Source organism: Roseibium sp. ROS1 (assembly GCF_054658215.1).
Window position 1 is genome coordinate 520720 of sequence record NZ_BAAGIG010000003.1, and the last position, 19325, is coordinate 540044.

Genomic DNA, 19325 nt, shown 5'->3' on the forward strand with positions numbered 1-19325 from the left:
TGATCCGAAAGTGGTTCCCGCGGCGACTGCCACAACCACACTTGTCATTCCCGCGAAGGCGGGAATCCAGTACACCGTGAGGTGAGAATTATATTTCCAAAGCAAATTCATGTTGTTACTGGATCCCCGCCTTCGCGGGGATGACAACTGAGGAGGGCGGAAGTTCGTTACACGAACCACGTCAACTGCGCCCTCTGACACTTTCAGTCCAGACGTCCAGTTTGAACCGGAGTTTGTCGTGGTCAGTCCGACAAACTTCTCATATCCTTGATCCTCCCTTCCCCCGCTTCGCCGCCAAGTTCCCGGAACATCCAGTCGCAAAAGATCTGGGCGTCGGGGCCGAGTGCCTGACGCGAGCCGTCGGTGACGAGATAGTAGCTGTGCCGGCTCTTTATCTTCTTGTCCGATGAACGGATCAGCCGGCCGCTGTCGAGATACGGTTGGGCCAGCGTTTCCAGAACCAGAGCGTGTCCATGGCCGAGAGCAGCCAGTTCCAGGGCAGAGAGGGTCTGGTCGACCTGCAGGCCGTTGCGTTTTGGAACCGCATGACCGTGGCTGCGGAAGAAGCTCTCCCAGGTGTCGATCACGCCCATGATGTCGAGCCGGGTTGCTTCCGCCAGCGCCTCGATTTCACGCTTGCCAGGGTCAAGCGCCAGATCCGGATGACAGACCGGGATGATCGGGTCGTTCAACAGAAACGCCACCATTCCGTCAGTCCAGCTGCCGTCGCCGAAGCGGATATCTATGTCGAACAGTTCCGGGCTGAGAGTTTCCGCCCAGGAGGCCGAGATCATCTGCAGGTCGATGCCCGGATGTGCCTCCTGAAAAGAGCGCAGACGCGGGATCATCCAGAGCTGGCCGAAGCTGTTGAGGCAGCGAAAACGAACCGGCTGCCTGTCCCGCTCGCCAAACACCGAGACGGTGGCGATGGAAAGATCCGAAAACGCCTTCTCGACCGTCGGCAGGTAAGTCTGCCCCAGTCTGGTCAGGGCCAGTTCCCTGTGAACACGGTCGAACAGCGGGTAGCCGAGGAGCTGTTCCAGCTGGCGAACCTGGTAGCTGACAGCAGCCGGAGTGATCAGCAGCTCCTCCGCCGCCCGGGTGAAGTTCCCCAGGCGCGCAGCCGCCTCGAAGGCGCGCAGCCATGTGAGCGGTGGCAGGCTGTAGGCCATTTCGTCTTCCTTCCATCATCAGGTGCGGAAGCTGTTTGCATTTTCTGAAACGAATTCGCACCTGTGCAACAAGCGTCTCCTTCAAATTTTTTCAAAGTTATACCAAATATTTTTTCGTTTCAGGAATTTTCGATCCTCGCAGACACTTCTCCGAAACAGCGGTCAACCGGCAGCGCATCATGGACAAGGTCGATTACATCATCGTGGGAGCCGGCTCGGCCGGATGTATCCTGGCGGAACGCCTGAGCGCAGATCCGCAGACGCGTGTTCTGCTGCTGGAGGCCGGTGGGTCCGATGCCTCACCCTGGGTGTCGCTGCCACTCGGCTATGGCAAGCTGAATTCCGACCCAAAACGCACGTGGCGCTTCATGACCGAACCAGACGAAGGCCTCGGCGGGCGCAGTGTCTACTGGCCCCGCGGTCGATTGCTGGGTGGCTCCGGCTCGATCAACGCCATGGTCTATTGCCGAGGTCTGCCTGGCGATTTCGAAGACTGGGAGGCCTCCGGCGCGGCAGGTTGGGGCTGGGCGAATGTAAAGGCAACTTACGAGCGCCTTGAAACCCGGGTGACCTGCGAGGGTGTGAAGCAAGGCGAGGGACCGATCCATATCCAGAATGTGTCCGACCAGATCCACAGGGTGAACCGGCACTTCTTTGCCGCGATCCGCGAAGTGGGCCTGCCCTGGAGTGACGACTTCAACGGTGATGCTCCTGAAGGTGGCGGCATTTACCAGATCAACACGCAAGATGGCCGCCGGTGCTCGTCCGCACGCGCCTATCTCCATCCTGCCCTTGCCCGCAAGAACCTAAGCGTCCGGACACAGGCCCAGGTTGCCCGCATCCTGTTTGAAGGAAGAACGGCTGTCGGCGTCGAACTCCTGAGCGGGGAAACCCTGCTTGCCAGCCGAGAGGTCATCCTGGCGGCAGGCGCAATCGGTTCGCCGCAACTGCTTCAGGTTTCCGGCATCGGCCCGGGAAGGTTGCTGAATGAGCTCGGCATTCCGGTGATCCAGGCCAATGACAATGTCGGCGGCAATCTGCAGGATCATCTGGCTGCGAATTTCACCTTCCGCGCCAAGGAACCGACACTCAATGCGATCCTGCGCCCCTTGCTGGGCCAGGCCCTGTCCGCCATGCAATACGCAGCAACCCGCAAGGGTCCTCTGGCTTTATCCGTCAACCAGTGCGGCGGGTTCCTGCGCTCGCGTCCCGAGCTGAGCCGGCCGGACCAGCAGCTCTATTTCAATCCGATCAGCTATCGCCTGAGGCCTTACAAGGACAAGACACGGCTGAGCATCGATCCGTTCAACGGCTTCATCATCTGCGCACAGCCGGCCCGCCCGACAAGCCGCGGCCGCATCGACATCAAAAGTGCCAATGCCAGTGCAGCGCCTTCGATCCAGCCCAATTCGCTGGCGACCGAGGAAGACCGCCAGACCGTGATCGACGGCGGCAAGCTCTGCCAGAAGCTGATGGCAAGCCAGGCCTTGAGCGCACTTGTCGAAAACCCCATCGCTCCGAACCTCGGAGACCTTGACGGCGACGGCATCCTGGCGGACTTCCGCGCCCGGGCCAGCACCGTCTTCCATCCGGTATCGACTTGCCGCATGGGCGAGAACCGCGAGACAACCGTCGTCAACAGCCGGCTGCAGGTGCACGGAATTGAAGGGCTTCGCGTTGCCGACGCCTCCGCCTTTCCGAACATAACCTCCGGCAACACCAACGCCCCGACCATGATGCTGGCTCTCAAGGGAGCCGATCTCATTCTAGAAGACCAGAAGCGAGCCCTCTCATGACCGTTCAGGACATCGCCCAAGACTATCTGACAACCGGCAAGCTGGATGCCTTGCCCGACGGGCATTTCATAGCCGGCAAACGCACTCCGGCCTCGAACAAGAAGATGGAAAGCTTCGATCCGGGCCGGGCGGAAGCCTTTGCCGAATTTTCTCTCGGGTCCGACACCGATATGGATAACGCCATCGACGCTGCCGAGAAAGCAGCCCTGCATTGGCGGCAAGTCTCAACGGCAGAGCGCTGCCGTATCCTCAACAATGTTGCCCGGGTCTTCCGAGACAACGCAGACCGGCTGGCCGTGATAGAGGTGGTCGACAGCGGCAAGACGCTGGCGGAGGCCCAGGGTGACGTTCAGTCCTCCGCGCGCCTTTTCGAATATTACGCCGGCGCTGCCGACAAGCTCGATGGCCGATCGGTCAATCTTGGTCCGGCCTATACCGCCTTCACCGTGCGCGAACCGGTCGGCGTTACAGGACACATCATTCCCTGGAACTATCCCACCTCGACCTTCGCGCGCGGTGTCGCCCCTGCCCTTGCCGCGGGCTGTTCCGTTGTTGCCAAGCCGGCCGAGACCACGCCCTTTACCGCGCTGGTCATGGCGGAACTGCTTTGCGAGGCCGGGGTGCCGGAAGGGCTGGTGAATGTGGTCACCGGCCTGGGCAGTGATGTCGGCGCGCAGATGGCGCGCGATCCACGCATCAAGCAGCTGACCTTCACTGGCTCCGTCACCACCGGTATCAATGTTGCCCAGATGGCTGCCCCGAATGTGACCCGCCTGACGCTGGAACTTGGCGGCAAGTCACCGCTGATCGCCTTTGCCGACGCCGATCCGGAAAAGGTCGCCGACGGAGCCTACTGGGCAATCTTCTCGAACGCCGGTCAGATCTGTTCGGCCGGATCCCGGCTGATCCTGCATAAATCGATCCGCGACGAAGTGCTTTCCATGCTTGCCGAACGAGCCGCCAAGATCAGGACCGGTCACGGACTGACGGCTCCGGACATGGGGGCCATCAATTCCGAGCTGCACCTGTCCCGCATCAAGGCCCATGTGGATGCCGCAAAGGCGCGCGGTGCCAACATCCTGACCGGCGGCGACGCTACCGGCGACGCGGAGACGGGCAAAGGCTGGTTCTTCCAGCCAACGGTAATTGCGGACCTTGCACCGAACGATCCGGCGGTTCAGGAAGAGATTTTCGGCCCGGTCCTGTCGGTGCAACTGTTCGAAAGCGAAGAAGAAGCCGTCGCCCTTGCCAACGGCACAGACTTCGGCCTGATTGCCAGCGTCTATACCAATGATGTCGGGCGGGCGATGCGGGTTGCCGGCGCAATGGATTGCGGCCAGGTGTCGGTCAACGATTACTGGGCCGGGGGGCTTGAGCTGCCTTTCGGCGGCAACAAGAAATCAGGTTACGGCCGCGAAAAAGGCTGGGAAGGCCTCGATGCCTATACCAAGGTAAAGTCCATCACGATCAGCAACGCGAGCTAAGCGGACCACCATGAAACTCGACCAAATCGAGACCTTCGTCGTCGAAAACGCCCCGCCGCGCCATGGCGGGCGCTACTTCATCTTCGTCAAGCTGGTGACCGCTTGCGGCATCACAGGCTATGGCGAGATCTACAACGCCACCTTCGGCCCGCACCTGGTGGCCGAGATGGCGAAGGACGTGTTCCAGCGCCAGTTCGAGGGCGAAGATCCGCATCATATCGAGAAGCTGTGGAACAAGACCTATGGTGCCGGATATACGCAACGTCCTGATGTGACCGTGATGGGCGTTTTGTCAGGTCTGGAAATGGCTTGCTGGGACATCATCGGCAAAGCTGCCGGCAAGCCGGCGTATCAGCTTCTGGGCGGCAAGGTGCATGAGCGCCTGCGCTCCTACACCTACCTTTATCCCTCCGATGGCGATGTCTATCCGGACCCGTCGAAACCCAATGTCTACAACGATCCGGACATGGCGGCCGAAGCGGCGGTCAAGGCCGTCAGCCAGGGTTTCACGGCGGTGAAGTTCGATCCGGCTGGTGCCTATACGATCTACGATGGCCACCAGCCGAGCCTTGACGATCTGGAACGCTCGGAAGCCTTCTGTCGGCAGATCCGCAATGCCGTCGGCACGAGGGCCGACCTTCTTTTCGGTACCCACGGACAGTTCACCGTTTCCGGGGCCAAGCGGCTTGCACGCCGGATCGAAGGATATGATCCGCTCTGGTTTGAAGAACCGATTCCGCCCGAAAAGCCGGAAGACATGGCCGAGGTTGCGCGGTTTACATCCATGCCAATTGCGACGGGTGAGCGTCTGTGCACCAAGTATGAATTCGCCCGCGTGCTTGAATCCGGTGCGGCCAGTATCCTGCAGATGAACCTTGGTCGCGTCGGCGGCCTTCTGGAAGCCAAGAAGATTGCCGCCATGGCGGAATGCCGATCAGCGCAGATCGCCCCTCACCTTTATTGCGGTCCGCTGGTGGCGCTCGCAAACATCCAGCTGGCAACCTGCAGCCCGAATTTCCTGGTGCTGGAATCGATCCGGACCTTCGACGGTTTTTATGCCGACCTCTTGAAGACGCCTATTCGATGGGAAGACGGCTATGTCATTCCTTCAAGCGAACCGGGCCTCGGGCATGATCTGAACGAAGACGTCGCGCGGGCCCATCCCTATACCGGCAACGAATTGCACCTCGGGTTTCAGGAAAGCCCGGCTTTGCCGCTATAAAGGGATCAGGGTCGGCAAGGCGGTTTTCTTTACCCGGCCCATGCCCTTGTCATCTCATGGTCAAGCCATGGGATGACGGGAATGAAGGTTGCCTCAGGCCACCTTGCTGATCAGCGTCATGTCCTGCGCGGGCTCAGCGGGCGGAACCGGTTCTTCGACCCGGATGGCGGTTGATGCCATCAAGGCACGGCGGACGTCGGCCACCGGCATGGGCCTGCCAAACAGGAAGCCCTGAACCTCGTTGCACCCTTGCGAAGCAAGAAAGCCGAGATGGTCTTCCGTTTCCACACCTTCGGCCAGCACCGGAATATTGAGACTTTCACCCAGAATGATCGTTGCCTTGATGATCGCTTCTGACTGCTTGTTGCCCCCGAGATCCTTGACGAACTCCCGGTCGATCTTGATCTTGTCGAACGGAAAGGCCTGCAGTGTGGCAAGCGACGAATAGCCGGTGCCGAAGTCGTCCATGGCGATGCGAATGCCGAGACGTTTCAGCTGGTGGATGATCTGAAGCGCATGCGATGTGTCGGCGATGATGCCGGTCTCGGTGATCTCCAGTTCGAGACGCTCCGGCGACAGGCCGCTTTCCTTCAAGGCGTGGGCAACGATATCCGGAAAGCTGCTGTCAGCAAGTTGCACTGGCGCCACATTGACCGCGATCTTGACCCGGTTGTCCCAGGAAGCCGCCTCACGGCAGGCGGTACGAATGATCCAGGCGCCGATTTCGCGGATCTGGCCGGTCTCTTCCGCAATCGGGATGAACTCGAACGGCGGGATCATGCCGCGCTGCGGGTGGTTCCAGCGCAGCAGAACTTCCGTGCCGGTGACTTCCCGGGTCATGACATCGTTCTGAAGCTGATAATAAAGCTCGAACTCTCCGTTCTTCAGGGCATTGCGCAGGTCCATGGCAAGGGCGCTGCGCTCGCGGGTCTGTTGATCCAGCTCGACGTCATAACAAAGCGCGGCATTGCCGCCGGCCGCCTTGGCACGATGCATGGCCCGCTCCGCGGCTTCGATCAGCTGCGCCCCCGACGATGCGTGATCAGGATAGTTCGCGTAGCCGACACTGCAACTGACGCGGATTTCTTCGCCCTGCCATAGCAGTGGCCGAGCGACCAGCTTCTGGATGCGCTTGCAAAGGTCAAGGATGTAGCCCCGGTAGTAGACCGGCTTGCCGACGATCACGAATTCGACACCGCCGTTCCTGGCGATGTATTCATCGGCCTCCAGGTTCTCCGACAGATGCTTGGCAACGTGCCGCAGCAGAGCATCTCCGCACGCATGGCCATGAACTTCGTTGACTTCCTTGAACCGGCTCAGACTGCAGTTGAGCACGACGACCCGGGCATTGTCGGCAGCATACCTTGTCAGGAAACTATCGAGATGGCGGTCGAGTGCCCGGCGGTTCGGCAGACCGGTCAGCGGGTCGTGATGGGTAATGTGGTTGACCCTGCTTTCGGCAACCTGGGAGTTCGCACTGTCGATCGAATAGGTGATCATCGCCGACAGCAACAGGACGCTCATGGTGAAGACCACCGAGATGCCGATCAACTGGTTGGAGACAAGGTCCTTGACGCTGCCATCCAGTCGCAGGGGCAGAATTTCGACACCAGCCATCGCAACAAAGTGCAGGCTGGCCACAGCCAGGATCAGGCTGAGTACAGCACCGTATTTGCAGTAGCGCGTCACCGGGCGGGCGACACGGCTGGTGGCAATGAGGCAGAAGACGCAGGCCAAAACGACGGAAACCACCACGAAAGGCGTCGACAGCATCATGATGCCGGATATCTGAAGCGCCTTGATTCCGATGAAATGCATCGCCGCAATAGAAGCGCCAAAGATGACACCCCCAACCTCGATAAGTGCCGAACGCTGGGAGATGCTACTGACGAGAAGTCCTGCTGTCGTCCCGGCAATGGCGATAACCAGCGAGAAGGCCGTCAGTTTGAGATCGTAACCCAGAATGAACGGGCTCTTGTAGGCGATCATGGCAACGAAGTGCGTGCTCCAGATCGTACCGCCGGCAATCAGGCCGGACAACAGCAGCCAGAGATACTTGAGATCGCCCTGCGTCCGCCGGACACGGGCGAACAGCCGCATAGTCAAAACGGCACCGACCGTCAGGATTATTACCGCCAGGGCAACAAACAACGGGTCATGCTCGAAAGCTATGCAAGACAGGACGGTTAGCATCATCAACTCCAGATGATGCAAGATAGCGTTTTTCTGCTCTAAAGTAGTAAAAACACCTATATCCCATGCAATATGGATAACAGTTGGTAAATTGTTTTAACTGATTGTAAATGCGAGAGTATTTTCCGGAAACTGTACGCTTTCGATCCAAGACAGTTTGCTTCGATTTTTACCCGTTTACCATTCCCGTATTGCGCAGCACAAAACGAAGAAACACGCCCTGCGGGAACAGGGGATCATAACGATTTCGGCCGCCGGGATCGCTCCCGGCGGCCGAAACTTCAAGACCTGGTGACAAATGTCAGGCTGCGGTTTTCGCCTTGAACTCGATCCTGCGGCGATGCAGCACCGGCTCGGTGTAACCATTTGGCTGGCTGGTGCCTTCGAACACCAGTTCGCAAGCTGCCTGGAAAGCGACCGAACCGTCGAAATCCGCCGCCATCGGCCGATAGAGCGGGTCGCCTTCATTCTGGCCGTCAACGACAGCGGCCATGCGTTTCATGGTTTCCAGAACCTGCTCACGGCCGACAACGCCATGGTGCAACCAGTTGGCGATGTGCTGCGAGGAAATGCGCAGCGTTGCGCGATCTTCCATCAGGCCGACATCGTTGATGTCCGGCACCTTCGAACAGCCAACGCCCTGTTCAACCCAGCGGACGACGTAGCCCAGAATGCCCTGGGCGTTGTTGTCGAGTTCTGCCTGAATGTCTTCCGGAGCCCAGTTGGGACGTTCGGCGACAGGAATGGAGAGAATGTCTTCCAGCTTGGCGGAAGCGCGGCTCTTCAGCTCGTTCTGACGATCCTTCACGGCGACCTTGTGATAATGCAGCGCGTGGAGCGTTGCAGCGGTCGGTGACGGAACCCAGGCCGTGTTCGCTCCGGACATCGGATGACCGATCTTCTGCTCCAGCATGGCATGCATCAGGTCCGGCATCGCCCACATGCCCTTGCCGATCTGCGCGTGGCCCGGCAGGCCGCAGGCAAGTCCGACATCGACGTTGTTGTTCTCGTAGGCGCTAATCCAGGTCGCGGCCTTCATGTCGCCCTTGCGGATCATCGGGCCAGCTTCCATGGACGTGTGCATTTCATCGCCGGTCCGGTCGAGGAAGCCGGTGTTGATGAAGAACACCCTGTCCTTGGCCTGGCGGATACACTCCTTCAGGTTCACCGTGGTGCGGCGTTCCTCGTCCATGATGCCCATCTTGAGCGTGTTGCGCTCGAGGCCCAGCGCATCTTCAACGCGGTTGAAGATCTCGCAGGCGAATGCCACTTCTTCCGGTCCGTGCATCTTCGGCTTGACGATATAGACCGAACCCGCGCGGCTGTTGAGCTCCCGGCCGTTCGGGCCAATGTCGTGCAGCGCGATCAGAGAAGTGATCATGCCGTCGAGGAGGCCTTCCGGCACTTCGTTGCCGTCCTTGTCGAGCACGGCATCATTGGTCATCAGATGGCCGACGTTGCGGATCAGCAGCAGCGAGCGACCGTGCAGCGACAGCGCGGAGCCGTCGGGAGCGGTGTAATTGCGATCGCCATTCATGCGGCGGGTAACGGTTTCGCCGCCTTTGACGAAGGTTTCTTCCAGGTCGCCCTTCATCAGGCCAAGCCAGTTGGTGTAGACGACGACCTTGTCTTCCGCATCGACAGCGGCAACGGAATCCTCGCAGTCCATGATCGTCGACATGGCCGATTCCAGGATCACGTCGGCGATGTGGGCGGCATCGGTCTTGCCGATCGGATGCTGCGCATCAATGTCGATTTCAAGGTGCAGACCGTTTCTGACCAGCAGGACCTTGTAGGGAGCCGCGTTGTCCCCGGAATAGCCGGCAAACTGCGAACCGTCGGCAAGGCTCGTTGAGCCCGTCTTGGTGGAAAGAACCAGAGCTTCGCCTTCAACGGCAAATCCGGTCACGTCGGACCAGCTCCCATCAGCCAGCGGTGCAGCCTCATCCAGGACCTTGCGTGCATAGGCGATCACCTCGGCACCGCGTGCAGGATCAAATCCCTTGCCTGCCGGCAAAGAGCCCATCGCATCGGTGCCGTAAAGCGCATCGTAAAGAGAACCCCAGCGGGCGTTGGCGGCATTCAGCGCATAGCGCGCGTTCATCACCGGAACGACAAGCTGCGGGCCCGCGACAGAGCCGATTTCCGGATCGATGTTGGCGGTACCAACAGCAAAGTCTGCACCTTCCGGCACCAGGTAACCGATTTCCGTCAGGAAGGTCTTGTAGCCGTCCATGTCCGGAGTACCGGGGTTGGCCTTGTGCCAGATATCGATCTTTTCCTGCAGGCTGTCGCGCTTTGCCAGCAGTGCCCGGTTCTTCGGTGCCAGATCGTGGATCAGGCTGGACAGGCTTTTCCAGAAATGGTCCTGATCGACGCCGGTATCCGGAAGGGCCTTTTCATTGACGAAGTCATAAAGAACCCTGGCAACTTGCAATCCATGGGCATCGACGCGGCCTGTCATCTGTCAGCTCCCCTAAACGAACTTGAATGTCTGATATTAGCCCGTGTTTTGGGGTCTTAACACGCAATCGTCAATTGCCGGGTCGATTGGATGACTTTTTCCATTTTGGAAAAGATCCAGATCATTATCTCCAACAGTATAAGTCGGTATACAAAAAGATAGCCCTTTGCCTGCGCCCGCCAATCCGTTACCGATGGGTTTCCACTCCATCTTCCACGCAACGGTTTTCATGTTTTCGCTGGTTAAACGTGTAGGCGACCTGACCTACGGCAACGCCCTGTTGATGCTGGCCCTGACCACACTGTTCTGGGGCGGCAACACCGTCGCTGGCCGCCTTGCGGTGGGGGAAGTGTCTCCGATGGTGGTGGTGTTCCTGCGTTGGGTGATCGTTGCCGGCATCCTGGTCCCGCTGCAATGGCGGCACATACGTGCGGAGTGGCCCCTGATGCGGCCCTATTCCTTCCGCATGGTGCTGATGGCCGTCTTCGGGTTCATCGGGTTCAACACCCTTTTCTACATCGCTGCGACGGAAACCACGGCCGTCAACCTTGGCATTATCCAGGGGTCCGTCCCAATTCTCGTTCTGATCGGTTCCATGATTGCCTTCGGCAGCAGGATCCGAGCCCTGCAGGTGATCGGCATTCTGCTGACGCTTGCCGGGGTGACGCTGATTGCAGCCCAGGGCAGCCTGGACGTGCTGCTGGCGCTTGCCGTCAATCCGGGCGATGGCGTCATGCTGATCGCCTGTGTGCTCTATTCCGGCTATACACTTGCCCTGCGTGACCGGCCCCAGGTCTCACCGCTGGCCTTCTTTGCGGTTCTGTCCGGCATTGCGGCCATCACATCTCTGCCCGGACTTGCATACGACATCGCTGCCGGCACCGTTCAGTGGCCGTCACTCCAGGGCTGGCTCGTGGTCCTTTATATCGCGCTGTTTCCCTCCTGCCTCGCGCAGATTTTCTTCATGCGAGGTGTCGAACTGATCGGGCCGGCGCGCGCGGGGGTCTTTATCAACCTCGTGCCGATCTTTGCCGCCATACTGGCGGTCTCCATCCTCGGAGAACCGTTCAAATGGTACCACGGCACCGCTCTGGCGCTGGTAATCGGCGGCATCTGGCTGTCGGAGCGCAAGGCAGGTTAAGCGGATCGGCACAGTGCCGCTCCAGTTGCAACCGGGTCGTAGCCCATTATCCTTGCTGCCGTTTTGAGTTTTTTGGAAACACCTTTTCTATCTGACCGGGATTTCAGGCGTGTTGCGCAGTTTCAAAGGTTCTCTCCGCGTGTTTGCCCTCGTGGCAGCCACCTTGTGTGTTGTCTCGACCGCCCACGCCGGGCTGTTGTCGCGGCTTGCGCGGGAAGCAGGCGATGCGGCGGGGTCCGCAGGCAAGCATATCGACACGCCCAAGCATCTTCTCGATGAAGGCGCTTCCCTTGCAAAGCGGTTGCCCAAGGTCACTGGTGCTGCATCCCTTGCCCGGATGCCGGCACCAGGCAACGCCTGGCAGCTTGTCACGCCTGACGGAAAAAGCCTTCAGCTCGCCTCCCTGCACGACTTGCCGAATGCCCTGGATGATGCCGCCAGACAGACCCACCGGCCACTGGCGGGTGATCTCCCGGGCAAGGCTCCTGTGCCCGACGCCCTGCAACTTGCGCTTCGGGAAACCGATTTTTTCAAACTTCGGGACCAACTGGATAACCTCCCCCCCAAAGCCCGGGCGGTGATGGTGAGGCCAAATGGCAAGACCTACGACCTGAAACCGATCAGCACTTCAAATGGCACACGGCTTGCGGTTGCGCTTTCTCCAGGCGTCCTGATCAACCCGGCAACCGCAAGGGCGCTCGACGGAAACATCAGGTTCCTGTCCCGGCCGGTTAAACGCGCGGATCTCAAGATGGCGCGGTTCAACAGTTCCGAAGCAGCCAATGCATCAGGTCCCGGAGACATGATTGCCGATCTGAATGCCGACATTCTGGCCTCCAGCCTGGCGAAGTACAAAAACAGGACGCTGGTTGTCACCGGCCGCATCACCCCGCACCCGCAAACCGGTCGGCCTCAGCTCAGCGTGCGTGACGGCAAGTCCATGCGGGAAATCGACCTCGACGCATTTCAGAAGGCGGCTGAAAGCCAGCGGGTCAACCTGATGCTTGTGGAAAGCAAGTCACTGGTGCAGCCCGGCAAAAGCTGGTTTTCAAGAACAGCGCTCGAAAAACGCTTCGAGGCCGCGCAGTCGGCAATGACCCAGGCGGAGCTGCTCAAGGCACTTTCGCCTCCGAACAGCACGACACTGATCCACGCTGCCGATGAACGAAACTTCCGCCTTGTTACCGCAAGCCGTTTCAGCGCGGAGGCGCCCCCCGTAACGACCTCGCCTCAGGTGTCTGCCACTGCCGGAGACGACTATACGCTCGCAGGCTGGTTGCTGGACGCAAGCTTGCGCACAAGTGTCAGGACCATTCACCGCAATGGCGAGGACCCCGAGCACACGGAAGAAGTGGAAAGCCGCTGGATACCCTGGATATCAAATTTCGACCTGATCCTGCTCTCGGTCCTTTCCGTCATGACACTGTTCATAAGCTGGTATCTTTGGCGCTGGTGGAACCGCTTCTGGCGCTTCGTGCTGGGGAACCGTGCTGCCGCCAATGCTCCCTCTTTGCCGCTCAAGCTCGTGAAGATCGTCTTCTTCCTACCGTTTGCACTGATCATGCTGGTTCCGGCAATGATCTGGCTCTTTATCGGCGACTGGGTGAGATTTCTTACATGGCCGTTCCGAAAAGCATTCGGACGTTAACGCATTTGCGCGTAATCCTGTGCCCTATTGCCCGTGGCGGCAATAATTTTGGAAGGCCAATTTGAAATTGCCGCAATCGCGGTGCACCATAACGACATGGAAACTCCATTAATTACAGGCGCTTTCGCGCTGCTCCTGATTACGATTTCCCTGCTGCAGCCCCTTGCCAGACGGCTTGGGCTGGCGCCCAGCGTTTTGCTGGCAACGGTCGGCACCATGATCGGCATTCTGGCGATCTATCTGCGCTACACTGCCGAAACGAATGCCTTCAACGCTATTGCGGACGTCTTCATCAATCCCCCGCTGGATTCGGAGATGATCCTCTACATTTTTCTGCCCATCCTTCTGTTTCAAACCGCCCTCACCCTGGAAGTTCGACGGATCGTCGAGGACATTGCCCCGATCCTGCTGATGGCGGTTGTCGCCGTCTTCGTCGCAACAGCCTTCATCGGCTTTGCCCTTTATCCGCTGGCAACGCTGTTTTCGCTCACCGACATCACGTTGATCGCCTGCCTGCTGCTGGGCTCGATTGTCGCCACGACGGACCCGGTTGCCGTTGTCGCCATCTTCCGGGACATTGGCGCGCCCGCGCGGCTCGGCCGAATCGTGGAAGGCGAGAGCCTGCTGAACGATGCTGCCGCCATCGTAATCTTCGTCATCCTGCTGCACATGCTGGCCGGTCACGAGACCATGACCGTCGGCGAAGCCGCCATTGCCTTCTGCCGCTCTTTCGCCGGTGGCATCATCGTGGGTGCGCTGCTTGGCCGGATCGCGGTTTCCCTTCTGCCGATCATGCGCGACATTCCGCTGGCACAGGTGACCCTGAGCCTGGCACTGCCCTATGGCACCTATGTGCTCAGCGACCAGTTCGTTGATGTTTCCGCCGTTGTTGCCGTCGTCTGTGCGGGCACTGTGTTCAACCTTTACGGCCCGGCCCGCATTCAGCCGGCCAGCTGGCAATTTCTCCATGCGGTCTGGGAGCAGATCTCCTTCTGGGCTGCTTCGCTCATCTTCCTCCTGTCCGCCATCCTGATCCCGCGTTTCGTGGAAGGCTTCACGCCTGTCGACATCCTGTTGCTGTTCGTCGTCATCGTCGCCGCATTGGCCGCCCGTGCGGTCGTCATCTTCGGACTGCTGCCGGTGCTCAGCGTTTTCCGGATGGGACAGGCGGTCAACGACCGATACAAGACGGTGATCCTGTGGGGCGGCATGCGCGGCGCCGTCACGCTGACACTGGCGCTCAGCGTGTCCGAGCATGCGATGCTCTCGGACGAAGTGTCGGTCTTCGTCACCAAACTGGCGACGGGCTTCGTCCTGTTTACGCTGCTGGTTTACGGCACCAGTCTGAAGCCGCTGATCCGGCTGCTCGGTCTCGACAAGCTGAATGCCCGCGACGAGGCCTTGCGAACACAATTCCTGGCCCTGGCTTTGTCAGACGTCCGGCACGAACTGGAAACCGCCGCCCGCAACTATCACATTGCACCGCGCGTCACGGACGATGTGCTGAAAGACTACGAGAGCCGTGCGGAAGCCGCAGCTGCGGAAACCAACAAGCTGGAAGAACTGAAGGACTGGGACCGCGTCCGCATTGGCCTGATCGCCCTGGCCGACCGGGAACAGCAGCTCGTGCTGGAGCATTTCCACGAAAAGACCATCTCCGGACGGTCTGTTTCGCGGTTCCTGGCCCTGACCGGACGTACCGGCGACCTGACACGAAGCGACGGCCGGTCCGGCTATAATCAGGCTGCGCGTCAGCCGTTGAAATTCGGCCTCGGCTTCCGCCTCGCCCAGACACTGCAGCGGCGGCTCAGGATTGCCCGGCCACTGGCCATCCGGCTTGCCGACCGGTTCGAATTCCTGCTGGTTTACCGGATCCTTGCCGACGAGCTGGTCGACTTCAACAACAAGCGGATACGCCCCCTGCTCGGTGACCGTGTTGCCGACATTCTGCAAGACACCCTGGCGATCCGGCAGGACGAGACCCTTGCAGCCATCGATGCCCTGCGCCTGCAGTATCCGGATTACGCCGACGCCCTGGAAGGACAGTTCCTGCGCAAGGCCGGCGTCCGGCTGGAAGAAACCGCCTATGACGAAGCCAAGGAGCAGATGCTGATCGGCACCGAACTGCATCGCGACCTTCTGCGGGATGTCGAGCGGACCCGAAAAGCCTGTCACACGCGGCCTAAACTCGATCTTGGCCTGAAGACCCGCGAACTCGTCAGCGCGCATCCGCTGTTTGCGGACCTCACCCGCAAGCAGCAAAAGGCCATTCGCCGGATGATGCGGCCGCAATTCGCGACCCCGGGCGAGAAACTGATCCGCAAGGGTGACCGCGGTGATGCTGCCTATTTCATTGCGTCCGGCGCGGTGGAAGTGCGTGCACCCAGCCACAACATCCGTCTTGGTCGCGGCGACGTGTTTGGTGAAATCGCGCTGATGACCGGCGGCCGCCGCAGCGCGGATGTCGTCGCACTCGGGTATTGCCAGTTGCTCAGCCTCAGGGCGCAGGACTTCAAGGCGCTGCTGGCCGAAAACGAGGACTTGCGCAACCACGTTGCCATGCTGACCAAACGGCGTCAGCTGATGAACCTGGACGACGGCGAAACGGAAATGGAAGACCCTGTCTTTCCCATTTTCACCGAGATCAGAACCAGCAACCAGACCGGTGAGGAGCTGTCCCCGGAGACCGTTCTTGCGGAGCCTGATGCAGGAGAAACAGAAACCGAAATTCTCACCTTCGATGAGGCGGACGCACAGAATGACCCGTCGCTCATGGAGAAGTTGAGCGCGGCGGATACCGTCACTGCAACACCTGAAGAGCCGTCTCAGTTGGAGAAGGACAAAGACAGCCACGCCGAAGAAGACGAAGAAGTACAGGAAGTCGCCAAGAGCGACGCCGGCTCTTCCGATGCGGAACCGGAACAGGGTGGCGCTGAAGGCACGCAGCCACACTCGAAAGGCTTCGAAGCTTCTGCAGCGGACGCATCAACGCCGGACCAGGGCAAGTCGGAAGCAACTGAAGAGGCCACCGCCACGAGCGAGCCTGATGAAACTCGAAAGCCGAAGACCAAGACCCGCGAGACGGCATAGGCCTCTGATCGGAATACAATCGCCGCAGCGGACGTTCCCCTGCGGCGATGGTACGCCGTATTATCCAGCTTTCTGAATTTCGACCGAATGCGGATAGGGAATGGAGATGCCACCGGCATCAAACGCTTCCTTGACCGACTTCAGCATGTGGAACTTCAGTTCCCAGTAGTTTGCGGCATCACACCACAGCCTGACGCCAAGATCGACCGAACTGTCTCCCAGATTGGTCAACCGGACCCAGGGCTCCGGATCCTTGTGAACGCGTTCGTCCGTGTTGGCGACATCGAGAATGATCTGCACCGCCTTGTCGATATCGTCGCCATAGTCGATGCCGAAGGTCAGATCGAGACGCCGGGTGGAATGAGCCGAGAAATTGGTGATGACCGTGCCCCAGGCCTTGCCGTTCGGCATGATGATCTGAACGTTGTCCGGCGTCACAAGCTCGGTGACGAAGATGTTGAGATCCTTCACCGTTCCGGACGTTCCGCCGATATCGACATATTGGCCCATCTTGTAGGGCCGGAAGATGATCAGCATCACGCCTGCGGCGATGTCGCTCAATGTTCCCTGCAACGCCAGGCCGATGGCCAGTGTACCGGCGCCCAGCACGGCAACGAGACTGGTGGCCTGAATGCCGAAGAGCTGCAGAACCGCGATAACCGTGATGAGCAGGATGAGCCAGCGAACGATGGATGCGGCAAAGCTGCCGATCGTGTCGTCGATGCGCGGGTGAGCCACGATCCTGCTCTTGACGATGCTCGACAGGAAACCGGCCAGAAACCAGCCGATCACCAGAACGATGATGGCTTTCACTGCGTTGATGATCAGTGGCGTATAGACACTCACCTGGTCGATTGCGCTTTCCATGAAGTCCCTCCGTTCCCGTACAATCACTTGAATACGTGGAAGTACTAACAGCAGATTTGGGCACTGGCCAGCAATGCACCCTGAGATTGCTGTAACTTACCGGAATATTGCCGGGGAGCCGGCTTCATCGGCTGAACCGGCAAGCCAGTCCTCGAGAAACTGTGCCATTTCCTCGTTGCCGCATCCGCTGATGTAGCGCGGATCAAGCAAGCTGCCGGCTTCAAGCAGCAGACGTGCACAGGCAATATGATCGGCTTCACGGCGTTTCGGGGCAAATTCCGAACCGTGGACGACAGTGTCGAGAGCATCGCCGCCAAAGCGGTTCTTGCGGGTAAGATCCGGTCCAAGCGAGAGGAAATAGGCCATTTCATCCGCAAGGCCGTTCCAGCCTGCCACCTGCAATGGTGGCAGCCCCATGTCGTCGGGCTCATTCGGGTCCAGTCCGGCCGCAATCAGCGCCTTCATGTGTTCCAGCTTGCCTGGAATGAAGGCGAGCCGCGTCAGCAGGCTTTTGTCTTCCTTGCTCAGACGCGCAATATCGAGACTACCCGGATTTGCCTTTCCCTCGGCGCAGGCGGCCAGAACCTGTTCGTTCCGGTCCAGCTTGTGCGCATGACCTTTCTCCACCAGGTATTTGGCGACCGGCAGATTGCCGTAAATCAACGCCATGGCGTATCCGGTATGGCCGTCCCAGACCGTGTCCGGATCAGCGCCATGGGCAAGCAATAGCTCGACAATCTTCACCGAGCCACCGCGCCGGGCTGCCTGATGCAGGGAAGGAATCGTGTTCATGGGCTGGCCGCTCGGATGGTCCGGTACGGTGATGTTCGGATCGGCTCCGGCTTCCAGAAGCAGACGGACCTTGATTTCATCGTCAAAGTCGAGTGCGCGCGGCAAGGCATTGGTCCCATCCGGCTGCGCGCCATGCTTCAGGAGGAGTTCGAGCGCACGCGGATGCTCAAGCTCGGTGGCGTGATAGAGGCTTTCGTTGTCGTTGGGACTGGCTCCCTGTTCCAGCAACCAACGGCCAAGTTCGAAATTATCCGCGTGACACAACGCGCCGTAGAGTGCGGACAGCATGTGTTTGTCGCCCGGCCTTTCCGGGTAACCGTCATTCACGTCCGCTCCGTTGGCGACCAACAGTTCGGCAATGGCGATCATGTCTGCCGCCCGTTCCGGACGCCGATGTATTTCCTTCGAAAATGCCAGATGCAGGATCGGCGAGCGCACACCGACCAGGCGCGTGGCGGCTGCAGCGTCCGCTGCCACCACCCCGCGAACGGCGTCGAGGTCGTACAGGGCAACCTGAAGACCGAAATTGTCGTCTTTCAGCGTCGGGTCATCGGCAAGCAGTTTTTCCGTAACCCAATGCTGGCCGAAATAGAGCGCCTGTTTCAAACGCTCTGCCCGCTCTTCCCTGCTCAGGGATGCTGCTTCGAAAGTGAATTTCAGCTTCGGCCAGCTGTCATGACCGGCTTCACGGGCAATGACATGAAGAAAATCCGCGTGGCGAAGGGGCTTTGCCGGGTCTACGTGGGCGGATACACGGTCAGTGGCTCCCGCCTCGCCTTTCAGAAAGGCTTTTCTGAGACGGCGTGCGGATTTCTTGAAGTCGTCGAGGGAAGTTGCAGGTCCTGCGGACATGGCTTTTCTCCTGTGTCGAAAGCCCGGGCGATCCGCTGGTGTCGGGCGCAGGTGAAAAACCGGCATATGTCGTCAGAAGTCAGGGTGCTTTCGCTTTCCGCGGATCCGGCAGCCGCCCTCGTCGGCGACGCCAAATTGCATGAGGACACAACGGATTGCAACCCCGGAGGTCAGTCCGGACCGTTCTCCCGCTCGAACCGTTCGCGAGCCGAGGAGACAGCGGCTTCGTTCTCGATCGCCCAGTTGGTGAGCGCTTTCAGCGGCACCAGAAGCGTCCGGCCGAGCGGCGTCAGCGAATAGTCGACACGCGGGGGAATGCTGGGGGTCACGACGCGGTTGACCAGGCCGTCCTTTTCAAGTTCACGCAAGGTCGCTGTCAGGGATTTCTGGGTCACGCCACCAATCGACCGCTTGAGATCGGAAAACCGGCGCGGCTCATATTCAAGATGGGCAACCACCAGGCTGCACCATTTGCTGCCGACAGTTTGCAGCAGTCTTCGTACCGGCACGCAGCGCGGATCCTCGTGGTGCGGCAGCTGTTCGCGCGGCAGCTCTTCGACGGGTTTCGCCAGCGGTTTCATCAAGGATACCTCGGTTTCCAAAA

General features: G+C 59.7%; 12 protein-coding genes. 6 read left to right on the forward strand and 6 right to left on the reverse strand.

The window, feature by feature from the left end; genetic code table 11:
• Window positions 1-242: 242 nt before the first annotated feature.
• Window positions 243-1172: a LysR substrate-binding domain-containing protein gene (locus tag ACYQ6M_RS18545; protein WP_460074913.1), complete on the reverse strand. Its 930-nt coding sequence runs from the start codon at window positions 1170-1172 to the stop codon at window positions 243-245.
• 179 nt (window positions 1173-1351) lie between these two features.
• On the opposite strand from ACYQ6M_RS18545, the gene ACYQ6M_RS18550 reads away from it, so the two are divergent.
• From ACYQ6M_RS18550 to ACYQ6M_RS18560, 3 genes are read left to right on the forward strand one after another with little or no spacing between them, the layout of a single operon-like run.
• Window positions 1352-2968, forward strand: a complete 1617-nt coding sequence (locus tag ACYQ6M_RS18550; protein ID WP_460074915.1) for a GMC family oxidoreductase — start codon at window positions 1352-1354, stop codon at window positions 2966-2968.
• Window positions 2965-4452, forward strand: coding sequence for an aldehyde dehydrogenase family protein (locus ACYQ6M_RS18555; protein WP_460074917.1), 1488 nt, complete (start codon window positions 2965-2967; stop codon window positions 4450-4452). Before ACYQ6M_RS18550 ends, ACYQ6M_RS18555 begins: the two co-directional genes overlap by 4 nt.
• Before the next feature lie 10 nt (window positions 4453-4462).
• A complete protein-coding gene (locus ACYQ6M_RS18560) occupies window positions 4463-5674 on the forward strand; it encodes a mandelate racemase/muconate lactonizing enzyme family protein (RefSeq protein WP_460074919.1) in 1212 nt (403 codons plus the stop codon).
• A gap of 93 nt (window positions 5675-5767) precedes the next feature.
• On the opposite strand, the gene ACYQ6M_RS18565 is transcribed toward ACYQ6M_RS18560, so the two are convergent.
• Window positions 5768-7870 (reverse strand): putative bifunctional diguanylate cyclase/phosphodiesterase, encoded by a 2103-nt coding sequence (locus ACYQ6M_RS18565; RefSeq protein ID WP_082809826.1) that lies wholly within the window; start codon window positions 7868-7870, stop codon window positions 5768-5770.
• 298 nt (window positions 7871-8168) lie between these two features.
• On the reverse strand, window positions 8169-10331 hold the full coding sequence (locus ACYQ6M_RS18570) for a malate synthase G (protein WP_075283297.1): 2163 nt from the start codon (window positions 10329-10331) through the stop codon (window positions 8169-8171).
• Between the two features lie 229 nt (window positions 10332-10560).
• Here ACYQ6M_RS18570 and ACYQ6M_RS18575 point away from each other — a divergent pair, with 229 nt between their 5' ends.
• From ACYQ6M_RS18575 to ACYQ6M_RS18585, 3 genes are all read left to right on the forward strand, one after another.
• Complete coding sequence (locus tag ACYQ6M_RS18575) at window positions 10561-11472, forward strand: DMT family transporter (RefSeq protein ID WP_031269674.1); 912 nt, start codon at window positions 10561-10563, stop codon at window positions 11470-11472.
• Window positions 11473-11581: 109 nt separating this feature from the next.
• On the forward strand, window positions 11582-13120 hold the full coding sequence (locus tag ACYQ6M_RS18580) for a hypothetical protein (protein ID WP_460074922.1): 1539 nt from the start codon (window positions 11582-11584) through the stop codon (window positions 13118-13120).
• 96 nt (window positions 13121-13216) lie between these two features.
• A complete protein-coding gene (locus ACYQ6M_RS18585; protein WP_460074924.1) occupies window positions 13217-16210 on the forward strand; it encodes a cation:proton antiporter in 2994 nt (997 codons plus the stop codon).
• Between the two features lie 60 nt (window positions 16211-16270).
• Here the strand turns inward: ACYQ6M_RS18585 and ACYQ6M_RS18590 are convergent, their stop codons facing one another.
• The 3 genes from ACYQ6M_RS18590 to ACYQ6M_RS18600 all read right to left on the reverse strand — a co-directional run bounded on the left by ACYQ6M_RS18590 (window position 16271) and on the right by ACYQ6M_RS18600 (window position 19302).
• Complete coding sequence (locus ACYQ6M_RS18590; RefSeq protein ID WP_023001850.1) at window positions 16271-17077, reverse strand: mechanosensitive ion channel family protein; 807 nt, start codon at window positions 17075-17077, stop codon at window positions 16271-16273.
• A 96-nt stretch (window positions 17078-17173) separates the two neighbouring features.
• Window positions 17174-18721: an ankyrin repeat domain-containing protein gene (locus ACYQ6M_RS18595; RefSeq protein WP_460074926.1), complete on the reverse strand. Its 1548-nt coding sequence runs from the start codon at window positions 18719-18721 to the stop codon at window positions 17174-17176.
• A gap of 170 nt (window positions 18722-18891) precedes the next feature.
• Window positions 18892-19302, reverse strand: a complete 411-nt coding sequence (locus ACYQ6M_RS18600) for a winged helix-turn-helix transcriptional regulator (protein ID WP_023001852.1) — start codon at window positions 19300-19302, stop codon at window positions 18892-18894.
• Window positions 19303-19325: the final 23 nt, after the last annotated feature.

What these genes read in the sequence shown, in the direction of transcription:
- ACYQ6M_RS18545 (WP_460074913.1), bottom strand. Translation starts at nt 1,172, where the DNA reads ATGGCCTACAGCCTGCCACCGCTCACATGGCTGCGCGCCTTCGAGGCG.
- ACYQ6M_RS18550 (WP_460074915.1), top strand. Translation starts at nt 1,352, where the DNA reads ATGGACAAGGTCGATTACATCATCGTGGGAGCCGGCTCGGCCGGATGT.
- ACYQ6M_RS18555 (WP_460074917.1), top strand. Translation starts at nt 2,965, where the DNA reads ATGACCGTTCAGGACATCGCCCAAGACTATCTGACAACCGGCAAGCTG.
- ACYQ6M_RS18560 (WP_460074919.1), top strand. Translation starts at nt 4,463, where the DNA reads ATGAAACTCGACCAAATCGAGACCTTCGTCGTCGAAAACGCCCCGCCG.
- ACYQ6M_RS18565 (WP_082809826.1), bottom strand. Translation starts at nt 7,870, where the DNA reads ATGATGCTAACCGTCCTGTCTTGCATAGCTTTCGAGCATGACCCGTTG.
- ACYQ6M_RS18570 (WP_075283297.1), bottom strand. Translation starts at nt 10,331, where the DNA reads ATGACAGGCCGCGTCGATGCCCATGGATTGCAAGTTGCCAGGGTTCTT.
- ACYQ6M_RS18575 (WP_031269674.1), top strand. Translation starts at nt 10,561, where the DNA reads ATGTTTTCGCTGGTTAAACGTGTAGGCGACCTGACCTACGGCAACGCC.
- ACYQ6M_RS18585 (WP_460074924.1), top strand. Translation starts at nt 13,217, where the DNA reads ATGGAAACTCCATTAATTACAGGCGCTTTCGCGCTGCTCCTGATTACG.
- ACYQ6M_RS18590 (WP_023001850.1), bottom strand. Translation starts at nt 17,077, where the DNA reads ATGGAAAGCGCAATCGACCAGGTGAGTGTCTATACGCCACTGATCATC.
- ACYQ6M_RS18595 (WP_460074926.1), bottom strand. Translation starts at nt 18,721, where the DNA reads ATGTCCGCAGGACCTGCAACTTCCCTCGACGACTTCAAGAAATCCGCA.
- ACYQ6M_RS18600 (WP_023001852.1), bottom strand. Translation starts at nt 19,302, where the DNA reads ATGAAACCGCTGGCGAAACCCGTCGAAGAGCTGCCGCGCGAACAGCTG.